We start from the raw sequence: 15,963 nt of genomic DNA, 5'->3' as shown, positions 1-15,963 counted from the left end.
CGATCGTCACCCCGGGCCCCCTCGGGTTCGCCGCGATCGCGTTCATCGGTGTCGCGGTCTTCCTGCTCGTGTGGGACATGCTCCGCCGCATCCGTCGCGGTCGCTACCGTGAAGAGGTCAACGCCGAGCTGGATGCCGAGGAGCAGGCGCGCGCCGCACGGGCCGCCAGCGAGACGGACGACGAAGACATCGACCCCGCCGCTCCCCGCAGCTGACGCCGACGCGCGGGCTCAGCCCGCGTGGTACGCCGGGGCCAGGGCGATGAGCAGGCACGCGGTCCAGTGGCACAGGAACGCCAGCACGGTGCACACGTGGAAGATCTCGTGGAACCCGAAGTGCCCGGGCCACGGGTTCGGCCGCTTCAGGGCGTACACGATCGCCCCGGCCGTGTAGAGCAGACCGCCGACGACGACGAGCACCATCATCGCGACGTTCGCGTCGAGCAGGTCGACGAGGTACATCACGGCCGCCCAGCCGAGCGCGAGGTACAGCGCCACGTAGAGCCAGCGCGGCGCGTGCAGCCAGAACACACGGAACAGGATGCCGAGCAGCGCGCCGGTCCACACGATCGACAGCAGCAGCACGGTCTTGGGCGTCGGCAGCGCGAGAACGGCGAGCGGGGTGTAGGTGCCCGCGATCAGCAGCAGGATGTTGGCGTGGTCGATGCGCTTGAGCACGGCCCGCGTGCGGGGCTTCCAATTGAACCGGTGGTAGAGCGCGGAGTTTCCGAACAGCAGCATCGAGGTCGCCATGAACACCGCGGAGGCCCACTTCGCGGGGGCGCCCTGGGCGAGGCAGATGAGCACGATTCCGGCGGCGATCGCCACGGGGAACGTCGCGGCATGGATCCAGCCGCGCCACGTCGGCTTGAGATCGTCCTGCGCTCCGACGGCCCCGGCTTCCAAGAGGGGGAGCTGGGGCATTTCGGGTCCGTCGCCAGTGGGGGAGAGCGTCACCCCTCGACCCTACGTCTCCCCGCATACCCCCGTCGGCACATGCCGATCTCCCCGCCCGTGCGGCGCGTACGCGTCATCCTCTCGGTGTTCCCGGGGCCGGACGCGGTAGCGTAGCCGGGTGGCGCGCGTGCGGAAGAACGAGGGGCGAGGGCCCCTCTATCGTCTGTACATCTCGCGCCTTCGTCGCCGGATGCCCGGCACCGTTCCGCACCACGTGGCCATGATGATCGACGGCAACCGCCGATGGGCGCGGCAGCTCGGTTTCGACAGCGCGGCGCACGGTCACCGCGCCGGCGCCGCGAAGATGCACGAGTTCTTGCGGTGGTGCGACGATCTCGGCATCCAGGTCGTCTCCCTGTACCTGCTCTCCAACGACAATCTGCGCAAGCGCGATTCGCGGGAGCTCGAAGACCTCATCGACATCATCGCGGAGCTCGCGGGCGAGCTCTCCCACGAGCCCGACTGGCGGGTGCAGCACGTCGGCCGCTCTGACGACCTGCCGCCGGCCCTCGCCGAGGTGCTGCACGAGGCCACCGAACGCACCCGTTCGCACACCGGTCTGCACGTGAACCTCGCCGTCGGCTACGGCGGGCGCAGCGAGATCGTGGACGCGGTGCGCAGCATCATCGCGAAGCACGACGAGCAGGGCGGATCGCTCGAGGAGCTGGCCGCCAGCCTCACGCCGGAGCAGATCGGGGAGCATCTGTACACCGGCGGCCAGGCCGACCCCGACCTCGTGATCCGCACGTCGGGCGAGCAGCGTCTCAGCGACTTCTTGCTCTGGCAGTCCGCGCATTCGGAGTTCTACTTCGTCGAGGCCCTGGGGCCCGATCTGCGCGAGGTGGACTTCCTCCGGGCCATCCGCGACTTCTCTGCGCGCGACCGACGATTCGGACAATGAGCCGTCATCAGCGTTAACGCACTCGTCACTTTTCCGGGCGTGTTCGCGACCCTGGCATCCGGCGTCAGGCCTTACGGTGAGGTCATCGGGCACGGAGCCCGATCGAGTCGGCCTTCGGATCGCGACTCGTGACCCACAGGTCGACTCGTGACAGCCGGGTGAGACACCCGGGTCGGGAGTGGGTTGTGACTGCACGAGCACCGTACGACCAGCGTCGCGTCGTCGAGAGCACTGTTTCGGAAACCGATGCCTCAGCCGACCAGGCTTTGCGCACCTACGTCCTGGATACCTCGGTACTGCTGAGCGATCCGCGCGCGTTCTTCCGGTTCGCTGAGCACTCCGTCGTCATCCCGGTCGTCGTGATCACCGAACTCGAGGGCAAACGCCACGATCCCGAGATCGGCTACTTCGCACGGCAGGCGCTGCGCCACCTCGACGAACTGCGCATCGAGCACGGCCGGCTCGACTTCCCGGTCCCCGTCGGCGACGACGGGACGCTCCGCGTTGAACTGAACAACACCGACCCGTCGGTCCTGCCCTCGGGCATGCGCCTGGGCGACAACGACAGCCGCATCCTCGCCGTGGCGATGAACATCGCGCGCGACGGCGTCGAAGTCACCGTGGTGTCGAAGGATCTGCCGATGCGCGTCAAGGCGGCATCCCTCGGTCTCTCGGCCGAGGAGTACCTCGCGGAGCAGGCCATGGACTCCGGCTGGACGGGGATCGCCTCGATCGACGTCTCGGGCGACGACCTGAGCGACCTGTACGAGGCGGAGGTGGCCTCGAGCGACGACGTCGTCGGGCTCCCGGTCAACACGGGGTTGATCATCCACTCCGAGCGCGGCTCGGCGCTGGGCCGGGTCACCGGTGACGGAGAGTTCCGCCTCGTCCGCGGCGACCGCGACGCCTTCGGGCTGCACGGGCGCTCCGCCGAGCAGCGCATCGCCCTCGACCTGCTGCTCGATCCCGAGGTCGGGATCATCTCGCTCGGTGGCCGTGCCGGGACCGGCAAGTCGGCGCTCGCGCTGTGCGCGGCGCTGGAGGCCGTTCTGGAGCGGCAGCAGCAGAAGAAGATCATCGTGTTCCGACCGCTCTTCGCCGTCGGGGGACAAGAGCTCGGCTACCTGCCCGGTGACCAGGCCGAGAAGATGAACCCGTGGGGTCAGGCCGTGTTCGACACGCTCGGCTCTGTCGTGTCGGGCAACGTCCTCGAAGAGGTCGTGGCGAGGGGGCTGCTCGAAGTGCTGCCGCTCACCCACATCCGCGGCCGCTCACTGCACGACGCGTTCGTGATCGTCGACGAGGCTCAGTCCCTCGAACGCAACGTCCTCCTGACGGTACTGAGCCGGATCGGGCAGAACTCCCGCGTCGTTCTCACGCACGACGTCGGGCAGCGCGACAACCTGCGCGTCGGGCGGCACGACGGCGTCGCTTCGGTCATCGAGACGCTGAAGGGTCACGCGCTCTTCGGCCACGTCACCCTGACCCGTTCCGAACGGTCGGCGATCGCCGCCCTCGTGACGGATCTGCTGGAGGCGGCCGAGCTGTCCTGACCACCGATAGAAGGTCCGGGATGCCACGCATCCCGGACCTTCGGCGTTCGGGGGCTCTCGAGATGAGAGGTTTCTCATCTGCACCTCCCGGCGTTCTCACATGAGGGCGTCAGAGTGGAATCACGGGCGAGGGAAACCTCGTCACCGCCCCGGCGGTTCCCCCCACAAAAGAAAAACGAGATCGTCCTGCCGCGCAGGTCACCGACGTTTCGGGTACGGCGGAAGACCGCCACGGACGATCCCCCAGCCCCCGGTACCCCCCGACCGGGGGCTTCTGGGTTTCCGGCGCGGTCATTGCCAGCGGTAGCCGGCGCCGCGCACGGTGGAGATGCGACCGGCGCCGAACTTCGCCCGCAAGTAGCGGACGTAGACGTCGACGACGTTCGACCCGGGGTCGAAGTCGAGCCCCCAGACACGACTGAGCAGCTGTTCCCGACTGAGCACTTGGCCCGCGTGGCTGATGAACTCCTCTGCCAGGGCGAATTCGCGCGCGCTGAGATCGATCTCACGACCGGCGACGGAGGCGCGGCGGGTGAGTACATCCAGCGAGACGTCACCGTGCGCGATCGTGATGCTCCCCAGGCTCACCGGTTCGCGTAGACGCGAACGTACGCGCGCGAGCAGCTCGTCGAACTTGAAAGGTTTCGCGACGTAGTCGTTCGCCCCCGCGTCCAGGCCGTCGACGGTGTCGCGGGTACTCGTGCGGGCGGTGAGCATGATGACGGGGATCGACGCCCCCTGACCGCGCAAGCTCCGAAGGACCTCGAATCCGTCCATCGTGGGCAGGCCCACATCCAGCAGGACGAGATCGACCTCGCCCGACAACGCCGTCTCGAGAGCCTCGGCGCCGTCGTCGACGATGAGCGTCTGGTAGCCGGCCGATTCCAATCCCTTGGCCACGAACGCCGAGATGCGTTCCTCGTCTTCGGCGATGAGGATGCGAGTCATCCGGTGGCCTCTCTCTGCAGGACGACGTCACCGGCACGCACGGGCGTCGGCAGGTCGGCGGGCGTGTGCGAGCCGCCCAGCGGGACGTGCAGCGTGAGGGTCGCGCCGCCCCCCGGGGTGTCGGCGATGGTGCAGTGTCCGTCGTGCGCCTTGGCGATGGCATCCACGATCGACAGTCCCAGGCCCGACCCGTCGACGCCGCGCCGCGTCGACACCCGGTCGAACCTCCGGAACACGCGATGCCGGGCGGCGGGAGGGATGCCGGGACCGTGGTCCCGCACCCACAGGCTCGCGGTCGTGCCATCGGTGGAACTGCCGATCTCGATCGGGCTGCCCGCCGGGGTGTACTTCGCGGCGTTGTCCGCCAGCTGCAGCCACGCCTGGACCAGTCGGTCGTGGTCGCCGACGATGCGGCCACGACCGCGGGCCTCGATCGTCCAGGTGTGCTCGGGGATCCCACCGACCAGCTCGCCCATGCGGTCGGTCAGGGCGCCCACGTCCACGATCCCGGTCGAGACCGACCCCGCCTCCACGTCGGCGAGGGTGTCGATGTCGTCGACGAGACGCGAGAGCCGGTCCAGCTCGGCGATGCCGAGGTCGCGCGTCTCGATGACGTCGCGCGCATCGGTGGGGTTCATCGTCTCGAGGTGACCGCGCACGATCGTGATCGGTGTCTTGAGCTCGTGCCGGACGTCGTCGAGCAACTGCCGCTGCGATTCCACCGACATCGACAGGCGGTCCAGCATGGAGTTCACCGACGCGGTCAGGTCGGAGATCTCGTCGTTGCCGTGGGCGGAGACACGGGTGCCGAGATCGGCGATGGTGATCGCGTCGGTGGTGTCGCGGAGCTTGCGTAGGGGCGAGAAGAGCCGCCCGGTGACGAACCAGCCGGCCACGGCGACGGCCAGGAGCACCACCGCCCCGGTGAGGGCATACGTCGTGGTCGACAGGCTCACCAGCTCCATACGCTCGTCAATGGCGATGGCCTGCACGATCGTGGCGTCGCCGGCGGGCACCGCCGCGTAGAGCACCGGGCCGAGAGTGCTGTCGAGGCGGCCGCGCGTCTCGCCGCGCTCGAGCGCGGAGCGAAGGGCATCGAGGAACGCGGCATCCGCGGTCAGGGGGACCCCCGGCGGTGCAGGGGTGGAGGCCAGCACCGTGCCGCCGCTCAGGGCCAGCGTGGCGTCGGTGCGCCCCGGAACGGCTGCCGCGACGAGATCCGCCGGGTCCTGGGCCGACACCGAGACGGTCGAGACGAAGCCGTCGAGTTGGCGCTGCGCGTTGGCGAGGACGCGCTCGCTCTGCACGAAGAACGTGACACCTCCGGCCACGATGAGTCCCACCAGCACGACGCCGAGGATCGCCCCGAGGAGCCGCACCCGTGCCGAGACGGCTCTCGTAGGGCGGATCATCCTCTGATTATGGCGCTCCCCGGCGTCGTGCGAGGTTCGGCTCAGCCCGGGTGGGTCATCGAGAGCAGGTCGAGCTTGGCGTCGAGCACCTCTTCGGTGATCTCGCCGCGCTCGACATAGCCCAGGTCGATGACGGCCTCGCGCACCGTGATGCCCTTGGCGACGGCGTGCTTGGCGATCTTGGCGGCGGCCTCGTAGCCGATGACCTTGTTGAGCGGGGTGACGATCGACGGCGACATCCCGGCGAACGCCTCAGCGCGCGCGACGTTGGCCTCCAAGCCGTCGATGGTCTTGTCGGCCAGGACGCGCATGGCGTTGGAGAGCAGTCGGATCGACTCCAGCAACGCCGTCCCCATGACCGGGATGGCGACGTTCAGCTCGAACGAGCCCGATGCGCCGGCCCACGCGACCGTGGCGTCGTTGCCGATGACCCGGGCGCACACCATGAGCGTCGCCTCGGGGACGACCGGGTTGACCTTGCCCGGCATGATCGACGATCCCGGCTGCAGGTCGGGGATGTGCAGCTCACCGAGACCCGTGTTGGGGCCCGAGCCCATCCAGCGGATGTCGTTGTTGATCTTCGTCAGCGACACCGCGATCGTGCGGAGGGCGCCGGATGCCTCGACGAGACCGTCGCGGTTGGCCTGGGCCTCGAAGTGGTCCTTCGCCTCGGTGATCGGCAGCTCGGTCTCGGCCGCGAGCAGCTCGATGACCTTCTGCGGGAAGCCGAGAGGAGTGTTGATCCCCGTGCCCACGGCGGTGCCGCCGAGGGGGACCTCGCCGACGCGGGGGAGGACGGCCTGCACACGCTCGATGCCGAGGCGCATCTGGCGGGCGTAGCCGCCGAACTCCTGGCCGAGAGTGACGGGCGTGGCATCCATGAGGTGCGTGCGACCGGACTTGACGATGCCCTTCCACGCCTCGGCCTTGGCCTCGAGCGCCACCGAGAGGTGGTCGAGGGCGGGGATGAGATCGTCGATCAGCGCCTGGGTCACGGCGATGTGCACGGACGTCGGGAAGACGTCGTTCGAGGACTGCGACGCGTTGACGTGGTCGTTGGGGTGCACCGTGTCGCCGAGGATGCGCGTGGCGAGGGTGGCCAGCACCTCGTTCATGTTCATGTTCGACGAGGTGCCGCTGCCGGTCTGGTAGGTGTCGACCGGGAAGTGGGCGTCGTACGCGCCGGTGATGACCTCGTCGGCGGCCTGGGCGATGGCGTCGGCCACGCGCGGGTCGAGGGTGCCGAGATCTTTATTGGCCAGTGCCGCGGCCTTCTTGATGCGGGCGAGCGCCGCGATCTGCGTCGATTCCAGGCCCGAACCCGAGATGGGGAAGTTCTCGACCGCGCGCTGCGTCTGCGCGGCGTAGAGGGCGTCCTTCGGCACCCGCACCTCACCCATGGTGTCGTGCTCGATGCGGTACTCGATGTCGGTCACGTCGTCGTTCCTCCAGATCGTTTCGTTCTATCTCAGGCGGCGCGGGGCTCGTCCACGTCGCCCACGCTCACGACGGGGACGGCTTCCCCGTCGTCGAGTCGGTAGTTGGCGCCCACCACCGCGACGCGGCCGTCGGCCACGGCCTCGCTGATGAGTTCGGACGCGCGCAGCAGATCGGCCACGGTGTGGCGGAGGTGCTCGCGGCCCACGAGTTCGGGGTCGACGCGCTCGGTACCGCGGCCGGCAGCGGCCTCGGCACGCTGGACACGGCGGACCGCGGGCACGATCGGGGCGATCTGACGCCAGATGTAGGCGGGGAGCGTCGGCGCGTCGATTCCGGTGCTGTCGATGGCTGCACCCACGGCGCCGCACGCGTCGTGCGCGAGGACGACGATGAGCGGCACTTCCAGCACGCCGACGGCGTACTCGAGGCTGCCGATGACGGAGTCGGAGATGACCTGACCGGCGTTGCGCACGACGAACAGATCGCCCAGGCCCTGGTCGAAGATGATCTCGGCGGCGAGACGCGAGTCCGAGCAGCCGAAGAGCGCGGCCGTGGGGTGCTGCGAGCTCGCGAGCTCGGCACGGCGCTCGACGTCCTGCCGCGGGTGGGCGGGCGCTCCGGAGACGAAACGCCGGTTGCCCTCGAGCATCTGGCTCCACACGTCACGGGGAGTCATGCGATCGTTCACGGGATCTCTCTCAGTTCGCGGACCTGGGTGGTGACGGATGCCGCGGCGATCGCGGTGGTCTCGGGACTGGCATCCCCGTAGATCAGGACCTGATCGGGCCCGGCGGGAGTGGACAGGGCGTAGCTGATGTTGCCGGCGCGCTCGGGGTCGCTCGGGCGGTAGACGGCCCAGTCGAGGCCGTCGATCTCGATCGTCTCGGTGCTGCGCGCTCCGCCGAGGATCTGGGCGACCCACTCCTCGCCGGTGTCCAGGCCCTGGGCCACGCGGACGAAGCCGGACTCGCCCGAGCGCACGTAGACCATGGTCCACGCTTCGACGCCACCCTGGCCCTCGGTCATCGCCTGGTTCACGCGCCACCCGTCGGGCAGAGCGGGGGCGAGGGCGGGGCGGCCGAGGTCGTCGGACAGCTCGGCGGCGAGAGCGGGGACGTCCGGCTGCGGGCGCGGCGCCGGTTCTCCGCGCGGGACGGCGGCGATCACGACCAGCACGACGGCGACGGTCACGAGGAGCGCCGCGATCAGGTTGCGGAACGTCTTGCTCGAGCGGTAGCGGCGGGAGGACTCGGCCTTGCGCGCCGCGGTCTCGTCCGGCGTCTCGGGACGACCGAGCTCCGCGACGACGCGGGCCATCAGGACTCCTCGCCTTCGCCGCGCGCGGCATCGAGACGCCGTTTCGCGCCCAGCAGCCACTCCTCGCATCGGGCGGAGAGCTGCTCGCCGCGTTCCCACAGCGCGAGCGACTCCTCCAGCGTGGGAGCGCCCTGCTCGAGTTCGGCGACCACGCGGACGAGCTCGTCACGGGCCTGCTCGAACGACAGGGACGCCACGTCGGCGGAGGGGCCGGAGGGCGTCGCGGTCATGGCATCCATCTTAGGCGGGACCGGCGGTGCGGCCGCCGCCGGACGAGGAGTCCGTGGGTTCGATGGGGCCCGTGGAGGAGGCGCCGAAAGCGCCGTCGGCGACGGTCACGACGACGCGTGCTCCCGCTGGCGCCTGCGTCGCGTCGCGCACGATCCCGCCGCCCTCGACCTGAGCGATCGCATAGCCCCGCGCCAGGGTGGCCTCGGGGGACAGCGCGCGCAGCGACGCGCGCAGCTCGCGGGTGCGGCGCTCCTCGGCCTGCAGCCGGCGGTCGACGACGTCGCGGCCCCGGGTCGACAGCATCCACACGTCTTGCGCGCGGGCGGTCAGCATCGTGTGCGGAGTCCGCAGCGCCGGGCGCGAACGCAACTGCTCGAGCTGGGCGATGTCGTGCAGCACCCGCTGGGTGAGGCGACCGGTCAGGCGCGCCCGGAGTTGGGCGACCGCCGCGCGCTGCTCGCTCACGTCGGGCACGATGCGCTTGGCCGCGTCGGTCGGCGTCGAGGCGCGGACGTCGGCCACGTCGTCCAGCAGCGGACGGTCGTTCTCGTGGCCGATGGCGCTCACGATCGGGGTGGATGCCGCGGCCACCGCGCGCACGAGTCGCTCGTCGCTGAAGCCGAGGAGCGTCTGCGGATCGCCGCCGCCGCGCGCGATGACGATGACGTCGACGTCGGGGTCCGCATCCAGCGCCGTCAGTGCGGCGAGCGTCTCGGGGACGCAGCGGTCGCCCTGCACCGCGGCGTACCGGGTGCGGAAGCGCACCTGGGGCCACCGCAGTTCGGCGTTACGGTGCACGTCCTTCTCGGCATCCGAGTTCTCGCCCGTGATGAGACCGATGCAGTGTGGGAGGAAGGGCAGCTTCTTCTTGCGCGCGGGGTCGAACAGCCCCTCGGACCGCAACTGCGCGCGCAGGCGTTCGAGACGTTCGAGCTGTTCGCCCAGGCCCACGTGCCGCATCGCCGAGACCGCGAACGAGAAGTCGCCCGTGCGGGGGAAGTAGTCCGCCTTGACGCAGGCGACGACGTGATCGCCGACCTGCAGGTCTTTCGGCAGCCGAGCCAGCGTGCTCGACCAGATCCGGAACGCCACGGTCGAATCGGTGCCGAGGTCTTTCATGCGGCCGAACACGTTCCCGCCGCGCCGGTTGAACGAGGTGATCTCGCCCTCGACCCAGACGGATCCCCACCGTTCGATGAACCCGCGGATCGTGTCGTTCAGTCGCGAGACCGAGGTCGGCGCGTCCGTCGTCGACTCACGGGGATGAACGGAGTCCGCCGGGGGCGTGAGGCCCTCGACGGCGTCGGGTCGGAAGGAGGTCATGGTCTCTCGTACGGGTCGATGGTGGCGGTTCGGCCGTCGTCCAGGGGCGCCCCCGTAGAATCGAGGGGTGAGCTCACCTGCCGTCCACCTGCCCGTTCCCCGTATCCCGGGTCGACGCGGGCGGCTCCAGGATATCCCGGTCCACGGACAGAAGAAGGTGCTGTTGGCCGCGCCCCGCGGTTACTGCGCCGGTGTCGACCGGGCGGTGATCGCCGTCGAGAAGGCCCTCGAGCGCTACGGGGCGCCGGTGTACGTGCGCAAGCAGATCGTGCACAACATCCACGTCGTCACCGAGCTCGAGAAGAAGGGCGCGATCTTCGTCGAAGAGGTCGACGAGGTACCCGAGGGCTCGCACGTCGTCTTCAGCGCTCACGGGGTCTCGCCCGCGGTCGTGTCCGCGGCATCCGATCGGCACCTCCAGGCGATCGACGCGACGTGCCCCCTCGTGACCAAGGTGCACCGCGAGGCGGTCCGCTTCGCCCGCGACGATTTCGAGATCCTGCTCATCGGCCACGAGGGCCACGAAGAGGTCGAGGGCACGGCGGGCGAGGCCCCCGAGCACGTCACCGTCGTCAACTCTCCGGAGCACGCCGACACCGTCGAGGTGCGCGACCCGTCGAAGGTCGTGTGGCTCTCGCAGACGACGCTCTCCGTGGACGAAACGATGGAGACGGTCCGCCGCTTGCGTGTGCGCTTCCCCGAATTGCAGGATCCGCCGTCCGACGACATCTGCTACGCCACCCAGAACCGTCAGGTGGCGATCAAGAAGGTCGCGGTCGGCGCCGACCTCGTGATCGTCGTCGGATCGGCCAACTCGTCCAACAGCGTCCGCCTGGTCGAGGTCGCGCTCGAGTACGGCGCCAAAGCCGCCTACCGCGTCGACTACGTCGACGAGGTTCGGCAGGAGTGGCTCGAGGGTGTCGAGACGGTGGGCGTCACGAGCGGCGCGTCGGTACCCGAAGTCCTCGTCACCGAGGTGCTGGAAGAACTCGCCGGCGCCGGTTACCGCGACGTCGAGGAGGTCCGGACGGCAGAGGAGGACCTGATGTTCTCGCTGCCCAAGGAACTGCGTCAGGACTCGTCGGGCAAGCGCGACCAGCGCGCCCTGGGCGGCCGGGGTCGCGCGTGAGTGACGCGGAGTCGCGCCCGCGCCCGCAATACGGCGAGTACGCCACCCCCGAGGAGCAGCGCGCCCGGATCCAACACCCCGAGGTCACCGAAGCGCTCCAGTCGGGGGTCGCGCCGGAGCCCGACTCGGAGCCGACGGCCGCTCCCGCCGCACACCGTGCGCGCGGACCCCTCGCCGACCGTGTCGTCACGTTCGTGCTGCTGGTCTACGGACTCGTCTCGGTCATCTCCACGATCGTGCAGCTCCTGGACTTTCCCGGATACGCCGAGCGCGCCGCGCAGATCCTCGGGGTCGACGCGACGTACACCGCTCTGTCGTCGGGCTTCGTCTGGGGCGCCGTCGCGTCGGTCGTGTACGGCGTGGGGTATCTCGTCACGGCCGCTCTGACGTGGCGACGGCTGCGCCGCGGGCGCGTGGCGTTCTGGGTGCCTCTGGTGGGCTTCGTCGCGACGACGCTCCTGGCCGGTGTGTGCATCACGATCGCGCTGATGGCCGACCCCGCCTTCCTCTCGGCTCTCACGGGCGCAGTCACCAACTGAACCGACGGGCCGGGCATCCCGTGTTCTCTTGAGGACGACAGGAGGGGATCGGCGGTGCGAGACGATCACGCGCAGTTGACGGCGCTGTACGACGCTCACGCCGCCCCCGTCTGGCGCTACGTCGTCAGCCTGACCGGCGACCACGCGGGCGCCGACGACGTCGTGCAAGAGACGTTGCTGCGGGCGTGGCGGACGCCGCGCATCATGGCCGACGACCCGTCGACCCTGCGGTCGTGGATGTTCACGGTGGCGCGCAACATCGTCATCGACGACGCGCGTAGCGCCCGCCGGCGCCACGAGCAGACCGTCGATGAGCTTCCCGAGACCGCCGGCGGCGACGACACGGATGCCATGTTCGACGCGCTGCTCGTCGAAGAGGCCCTCGCGACTCTGACGCCCGATCACCGCGCCGTCATCGTCGCGGCCTATTACGGCGGCCGGAGCGTGGCACAGGCCGCCGAAGAGCTGGGGATTCCCGCCGGGACCGTCAAGTCGCGTCTGCACTACGCCGTGCGCGCGCTGCGGCTCGCCCTGCAAGAGAGAGGCGTGACGCGATGAACGCCGCACACGAGCGGTTCGCCACGTGGGACGGGGCGTACGTCCTCGGCGCGCTGTCCGCTGCCGATCGCGCCGAGTACGAGCGGCATCTCGACGGGTGCGCCCTCTGCCGCGCTGCCGTCGCCGAGCTCGCGCCCACCGCCGGTCTGCTCTCGCGCCTGTCGCCCGAGCGGGCCCGCGCGATCGATTCCACCGACCCCGCGCCCGCCGCGGCGCCGATGGCTCCGCACCCTGCCCTCCGCGGGCGGCTCGTGCGGACCGCGCGCCGCCGTCGTCATCGCACGGTGGCGCTGTGGGCGGGGGCCGCCGCGGCCGCCCTGCTCGTGATCGCGGTGCCGAGCGTGCTGGCGCTCACGGCCCCCGCGGACGACGCTGGCGGCACCGTGTACGCCCTCGAAGACGTCGCGGGAGCGCCGCTGGAGGCGTCGGTCAAACTGACGTCGGTCGAGTGGGGGACACGCATCGACCTCGTCTGCCAGTACACCGGCGAGGTGCTGGACGCTCCGCCCGGAGGATGGCCCTACGCGCTCGCGGTCACCGACGACGCCGGCGCCACGACGATGCTCTCGACGTGGCGCGCCGGTCCGGGGTCCACAACAGAGTTGAGCGCGGGCACCGACGTCGCCGCCTCGAGCATTGGTTCGATCGAGATCCGCACGCTCGACGGCGACCGCGTCGTGATGCGCCGGGAGTTCGACAGCCCCTAGCATCGACGGATGCCGAGCCTCATCGCCGTCTGCGCCGTCCACGCCCTGCGTCCCGACTCGGGGTCGGTGGGGGTCACCGCGATCGACAAGCGCGCCCTCGAGGGTGCGGTGCGCATCGGACGTCTCGGGGTCCGCGCCGACGTGCAAGCCAGCCGCAAGCACCACGGCGGTCCCGACAAGGCGGTGTACGCCTACGCGCAGGACGACGCCGAGTTCTGGGAGCGCGAGCTCGGGCGAGAGCTCGCCCCCGGGTGGTTCGGCGAGAACCTGCGCCTCGAGGGCATCGACGTTAACGGAGCGCGGATCGGCGAGGTCTGGCGCATCGGGGAGACCGTCGAGCTCGAGGTCACGATGCCCCGCACGCCGTGCGCCACTTTCGCGCGCTGGGTGGGCGGCTCGACGGGCCGTGGGTGGGTCAAGCGCTTCTCGGACGAGGGCCGGCTCGGTGCCTACCTGCGTGTCCGCCGCGCCGGCGAGGTGCGCGCCGGCGACCGCGTCGAGATCGTCTCGTCGCCACCCGCCGCCCCGACGGTGCTCGAGCTCTACCGCGCGTAGCGGGGGCGGGCCATGGCCGCGAAACTGCATCCGGCTGACATCTCCACGGCAGGCTGCAGGGGAGATGTCAGGGAGATGCAGTTTCGCGCGCGGGAGAGGCCGCGGGACGCACGAACGCCCCGGCCGGAGCCGGGGCGTTCGGGGAGAGGTGTCAGCCCTGGGATTTGCCGAAGGAGCCGAGCTGCTTCGTGGCCTCGACGACGCGCACGGCCATCGCCGACTCGGCGACCTTGCCCCACGCGCGCGGGTCGTACTGCTTCTTGTTGCCGACCTCGCCGTCGACCTTCAGCACGCCCTCGTAGTTCGAGAACATGTAGCCCGCGATCGAGCGGGTGAAGGCGTACTGGGTGTCGGTGTCGATGTTCATCTTGACGACGCCGTTGGCGACCGCGAGAGCGATCTCTTCATCGGTCGAGCCGCTGCCACCGTGGAAGACGAGGTCGAGGGGCTTGGGGCCGGTGCCGAACTTGGCGGCGATGCCCTCCTGGATCTCACCGAGCAGCTCGGGGCGCAGCTTCACGCCGCCGGGCTTGTACACACCGTGCACGTTGCCGAAGGTGAGCGCCGAGATGTAGCGGCCGTTCTCGCCGAGACCGAGGCGCTCGACGGCCTTGGTCACGTCGGCGACCGTCGTGTAGAGCGCCTCGTTGGAGCCTTCGTGCTGGACGCCGTCCTCTTCGCCGCCGACGACGCCGACCTCGATCTCGAGGATCGCGTTGATGTTCTTGAGGCGGGGGAGGAGCTCGGCGGCGATGTCGATGTTCTCGTCGAGCGGCACGGCCGAGCCGTCCCACATGTGCGACTGGAAGATCGGGTTGCGGCCGGCCTTGACCTCTTCCTCGGAGGCTTCCAGCAGCGGCAGGACGAAACCGGGCAGGGCGTCCTTCGGGCAGTGGTCGGTGTGCAGCGCAACCGTGATCGGGTAGTTCTTGGCGACCTCGGTCACGTACTTCGCGAAAGCGAGGGCACCCGTGGCGCGAGCCTTCACGGTGTGACCGGCGAAGTAATCGGCGCCACCGGTGGTGACCTGCAGGATGCCATCCGAGCCGGCTTCGGTCAGGCCCTGGAGCACGGAGTTGATGGTCTGCGAGCTCGAGACGTTGATCGCGGGGTACGCGAAGCTGCCGGCCTTGGCGCGGTCCAGCATCTCGGCATACTGCTCAGGGGTGGCGACGGGCATGGAGGCGCTCCTTGGTCGTGACAGGGACACCGTCACTCTAGCGAAGGCACCCGATCGTGACGCCGCGGCCGGGCGAGGATCGCCGCAGTTCTGCCGAGGCGTTAAGAATCACGAATCCTTCGGGCTCCGGTCGGGAAAAACCAGCGGTTGTCACAGTCGCGCTGGCTACAGTGGGGCTCATGGTGAGCCTGACGTCCGACATGAGTCCCCTGCACCCCGATCGGAACCTGGCTCTCGAGCTGGTGAGGGCCACCGAAGCGGCCTCCATCCGCGCCGTGCCCTTCATCGGCCGCGGCGACAAGGAGGCCGCCGACGGCGCCGCCGTCGACGCGATGCGCGCCTTCTTCAGCACCGTCAACTTCGACGGCACGATCGTCATCGGTGAGGGCGAGAAGGACAACGCCCCCATGCTCTACAACGGCGAGCGGGTGGGCAGCGGTCGCGGCCCTCAGTGCGACGTCGCCGTCGATCCGATCGACGGCACCTCCCTGACGGCCGCCGGACGCCAGAACGCGCTGTCGGTCATCGCCGTGTCCGATCACGGCACGATGCTCGACGCCTCGAGCGTCTTCTACATGGACAAGCTCGTCACCGGACCCGCGGGCGTCGGCGTCGTCGACATCCGCCTCCCGATCGGCGAGAACATCCGGCTGCTCGCCAAGGCGCTCGGCAAGCCGGTCGACGAGATCGTCGTGTCGGTGCTGAACCGCCCGCGTCACGAGCAGCTCATCGCCGACATCCGCGAAGCCGGTGCGGGTACCCGCCTCATGAGTGACGGCGACGTCGCCGGCGGCATCAACGCGGCACGACACAACGCCCGGACCGACATGTGCGTCGGGATCGGCGGTAGCCCCGAGGGCATCGTCACCGCGTGTGCGATCAAGGCTCTGGGGGGTCACATCCAGGGCGTCCTCGCACCGCGCACCGACGACGAGAAGCAGAAGGGCCGGGATGCCGGTCTGAAGCTCGACGGCGAGGTCTACGAGGCCGACGACCTCGTCAAGGGGAAGAACACGATCTTCGTGGCCACCGGTGTGACCGACGGCCAGCTCGTCCAGGGCGTCCGTCGCGACGGCGACTTCATCTACACCGAGAGCGTCGTGCTGCGCGGTGCGTCGGGGACGCTCCGCCGGATCTCGTCGGAGCACCTCACGTCGAAGTGGCTCTGACCGTCGTCCCGTGGCGCGTCCGCCCGCGGCGCTGATTCGCTGAGA

18 protein-coding genes are annotated in these 15,963 nt (G+C 69.9%); 9 read left to right on the top strand and 9 right to left on the bottom strand.

What is annotated here, in order from left to right:
* Window positions 1–2 precede the first annotated feature (2 nt).
* Window positions 3–215, top strand: coding sequence for a hypothetical protein (locus FE256_RS05670; protein ID WP_138173628.1), 213 nt, complete (start codon window positions 3–5; stop codon window positions 213–215).
* A gap of 15 nt (window positions 216–230) precedes the next feature.
* On the opposite strand, the gene trhA is transcribed toward FE256_RS05670, so the two are convergent.
* Window positions 231–923 carry a PAQR family membrane homeostasis protein TrhA gene (gene trhA / locus FE256_RS05665; RefSeq protein WP_138173626.1) on the bottom strand — a complete coding sequence of 231 codons (693 nt, stop codon included), beginning with the start codon at window positions 921–923 and terminating at the stop codon, window positions 231–233.
* Between the two features lie 151 nt (window positions 924–1,074).
* Between trhA and FE256_RS05660 the strand changes: the two genes are divergently transcribed.
* Together FE256_RS05660 and phoH2 are read left to right on the top strand one after the other, a co-directional pair.
* Window positions 1,075–1,857: an isoprenyl transferase gene (locus tag FE256_RS05660; RefSeq protein ID WP_502704855.1), complete on the top strand. Its 783-nt coding sequence runs from the start codon at window positions 1,075–1,077 to the stop codon at window positions 1,855–1,857.
* Window positions 1,858–2,042: 185 nt separating this feature from the next.
* Window positions 2,043–3,410: an RNA 5'-3' helicase PhoH2 gene (gene phoH2 / locus FE256_RS05655; RefSeq protein ID WP_171024221.1), complete on the top strand. Its 1,368-nt coding sequence runs from the start codon at window positions 2,043–2,045 to the stop codon at window positions 3,408–3,410.
* Window positions 3,411–3,701: 291 nt separating this feature from the next.
* On the opposite strand, the gene FE256_RS05650 is transcribed toward phoH2, so the two are convergent.
* The 7 genes from FE256_RS05650 to xseA are packed head-to-tail and all read right to left on the bottom strand — an operon-like array spanning window position 3,702 to window position 10,081.
* A complete protein-coding gene (locus FE256_RS05650; protein ID WP_138173624.1) occupies window positions 3,702–4,358 on the bottom strand; it encodes a response regulator transcription factor in 657 nt (218 codons plus the stop codon).
* Complete coding sequence (locus FE256_RS05645) at window positions 4,355–5,770, bottom strand: sensor histidine kinase (protein ID WP_138173622.1); 1,416 nt, start codon at window positions 5,768–5,770, stop codon at window positions 4,355–4,357. Before FE256_RS05645 ends, FE256_RS05650 begins: the two co-directional genes overlap by 4 nt.
* Window positions 5,771–5,811: 41 nt before the next feature.
* Window positions 5,812–7,206 carry a class II fumarate hydratase gene (locus FE256_RS05640; protein WP_138173620.1) on the bottom strand — a complete coding sequence of 465 codons (1,395 nt, stop codon included), beginning with the start codon at window positions 7,204–7,206 and terminating at the stop codon, window positions 5,812–5,814.
* Between the two features lie 32 nt (window positions 7,207–7,238).
* On the bottom strand, window positions 7,239–7,886 hold the full coding sequence (locus tag FE256_RS05635; protein ID WP_212743484.1) for a carbonic anhydrase: 648 nt from the start codon (window positions 7,884–7,886) through the stop codon (window positions 7,239–7,241).
* Between the two features lie 8 nt (window positions 7,887–7,894).
* Window positions 7,895–8,527, bottom strand: coding sequence for a DUF4245 family protein (locus FE256_RS05630; protein WP_138173617.1), 633 nt, complete (start codon window positions 8,525–8,527; stop codon window positions 7,895–7,897).
* Complete coding sequence (locus FE256_RS05625; protein WP_036328293.1) at window positions 8,527–8,766, bottom strand: exodeoxyribonuclease VII small subunit; 240 nt, start codon at window positions 8,764–8,766, stop codon at window positions 8,527–8,529. Before FE256_RS05625 ends, FE256_RS05630 begins: the two co-directional genes overlap by 1 nt.
* Window position 8,767: 1 nt before the next feature.
* Window positions 8,768–10,081 carry an exodeoxyribonuclease VII large subunit gene (gene xseA, locus FE256_RS05620; protein WP_138173615.1) on the bottom strand — a complete coding sequence of 438 codons (1,314 nt, stop codon included), beginning with the start codon at window positions 10,079–10,081 and terminating at the stop codon, window positions 8,768–8,770.
* 67 nt (window positions 10,082–10,148) lie between these two features.
* Here xseA and FE256_RS05615 point away from each other — a divergent pair, with 67 nt between their 5' ends.
* Genes FE256_RS05615 through FE256_RS05595 form a run of 5 tightly spaced genes read left to right on the top strand, consistent with a single transcriptional unit; the run spans window position 10,149 to window position 13,569 of the window.
* Window positions 10,149–11,210, top strand: a complete 1,062-nt coding sequence (locus FE256_RS05615) for a 4-hydroxy-3-methylbut-2-enyl diphosphate reductase (RefSeq protein WP_171024220.1) — start codon at window positions 10,149–10,151, stop codon at window positions 11,208–11,210.
* Window positions 11,207–11,749 carry a DUF6264 family protein gene (locus FE256_RS05610; RefSeq protein ID WP_138173613.1) on the top strand — a complete coding sequence of 181 codons (543 nt, stop codon included), beginning with the start codon at window positions 11,207–11,209 and terminating at the stop codon, window positions 11,747–11,749. Before FE256_RS05615 ends, FE256_RS05610 begins: the two co-directional genes overlap by 4 nt.
* 54 nt (window positions 11,750–11,803) lie before the next feature.
* Window positions 11,804–12,307 carry a sigma-70 family RNA polymerase sigma factor gene (locus tag FE256_RS05605; RefSeq protein ID WP_138173611.1) on the top strand — a complete coding sequence of 168 codons (504 nt, stop codon included), beginning with the start codon at window positions 11,804–11,806 and terminating at the stop codon, window positions 12,305–12,307.
* On the top strand, window positions 12,304–13,014 hold the full coding sequence (locus tag FE256_RS05600) for an anti-sigma factor family protein (RefSeq protein ID WP_138173609.1): 711 nt from the start codon (window positions 12,304–12,306) through the stop codon (window positions 13,012–13,014). The genes FE256_RS05605 and FE256_RS05600 overlap by 4 nt, the downstream gene beginning before the upstream one ends.
* Before the next feature lie 9 nt (window positions 13,015–13,023).
* A complete protein-coding gene (locus FE256_RS05595; RefSeq protein ID WP_138173607.1) occupies window positions 13,024–13,569 on the top strand; it encodes an MOSC domain-containing protein in 546 nt (181 codons plus the stop codon).
* A 151-nt stretch (window positions 13,570–13,720) separates the two neighbouring features.
* Here FE256_RS05595 and fbaA read toward each other — a convergent pair whose 3' ends face one another.
* Window positions 13,721–14,749: a class II fructose-bisphosphate aldolase gene (gene fbaA / locus FE256_RS05590; RefSeq protein WP_138173605.1), complete on the bottom strand. Its 1,029-nt coding sequence runs from the start codon at window positions 14,747–14,749 to the stop codon at window positions 13,721–13,723.
* A gap of 179 nt (window positions 14,750–14,928) precedes the next feature.
* Here fbaA and glpX point away from each other — a divergent pair, with 179 nt between their 5' ends.
* Window positions 14,929–15,918 (top strand): class II fructose-bisphosphatase, encoded by a 990-nt coding sequence (glpX, locus tag FE256_RS05585; protein WP_138173603.1) that lies wholly within the window; start codon window positions 14,929–14,931, stop codon window positions 15,916–15,918.
* The last annotated feature ends 45 nt before the right edge of the window (window positions 15,919–15,963 follow it).

Source organism: Microbacterium sp. 5K110 (assembly GCF_005774735.1).
Classification (GTDB): Bacteria; Actinomycetota; Actinomycetes; order Actinomycetales; family Microbacteriaceae; genus Microbacterium.
The sequence above is the reverse complement of the archived record's forward strand: the minus strand, read 5'-3'. Positions and strand labels throughout refer to the sequence as shown.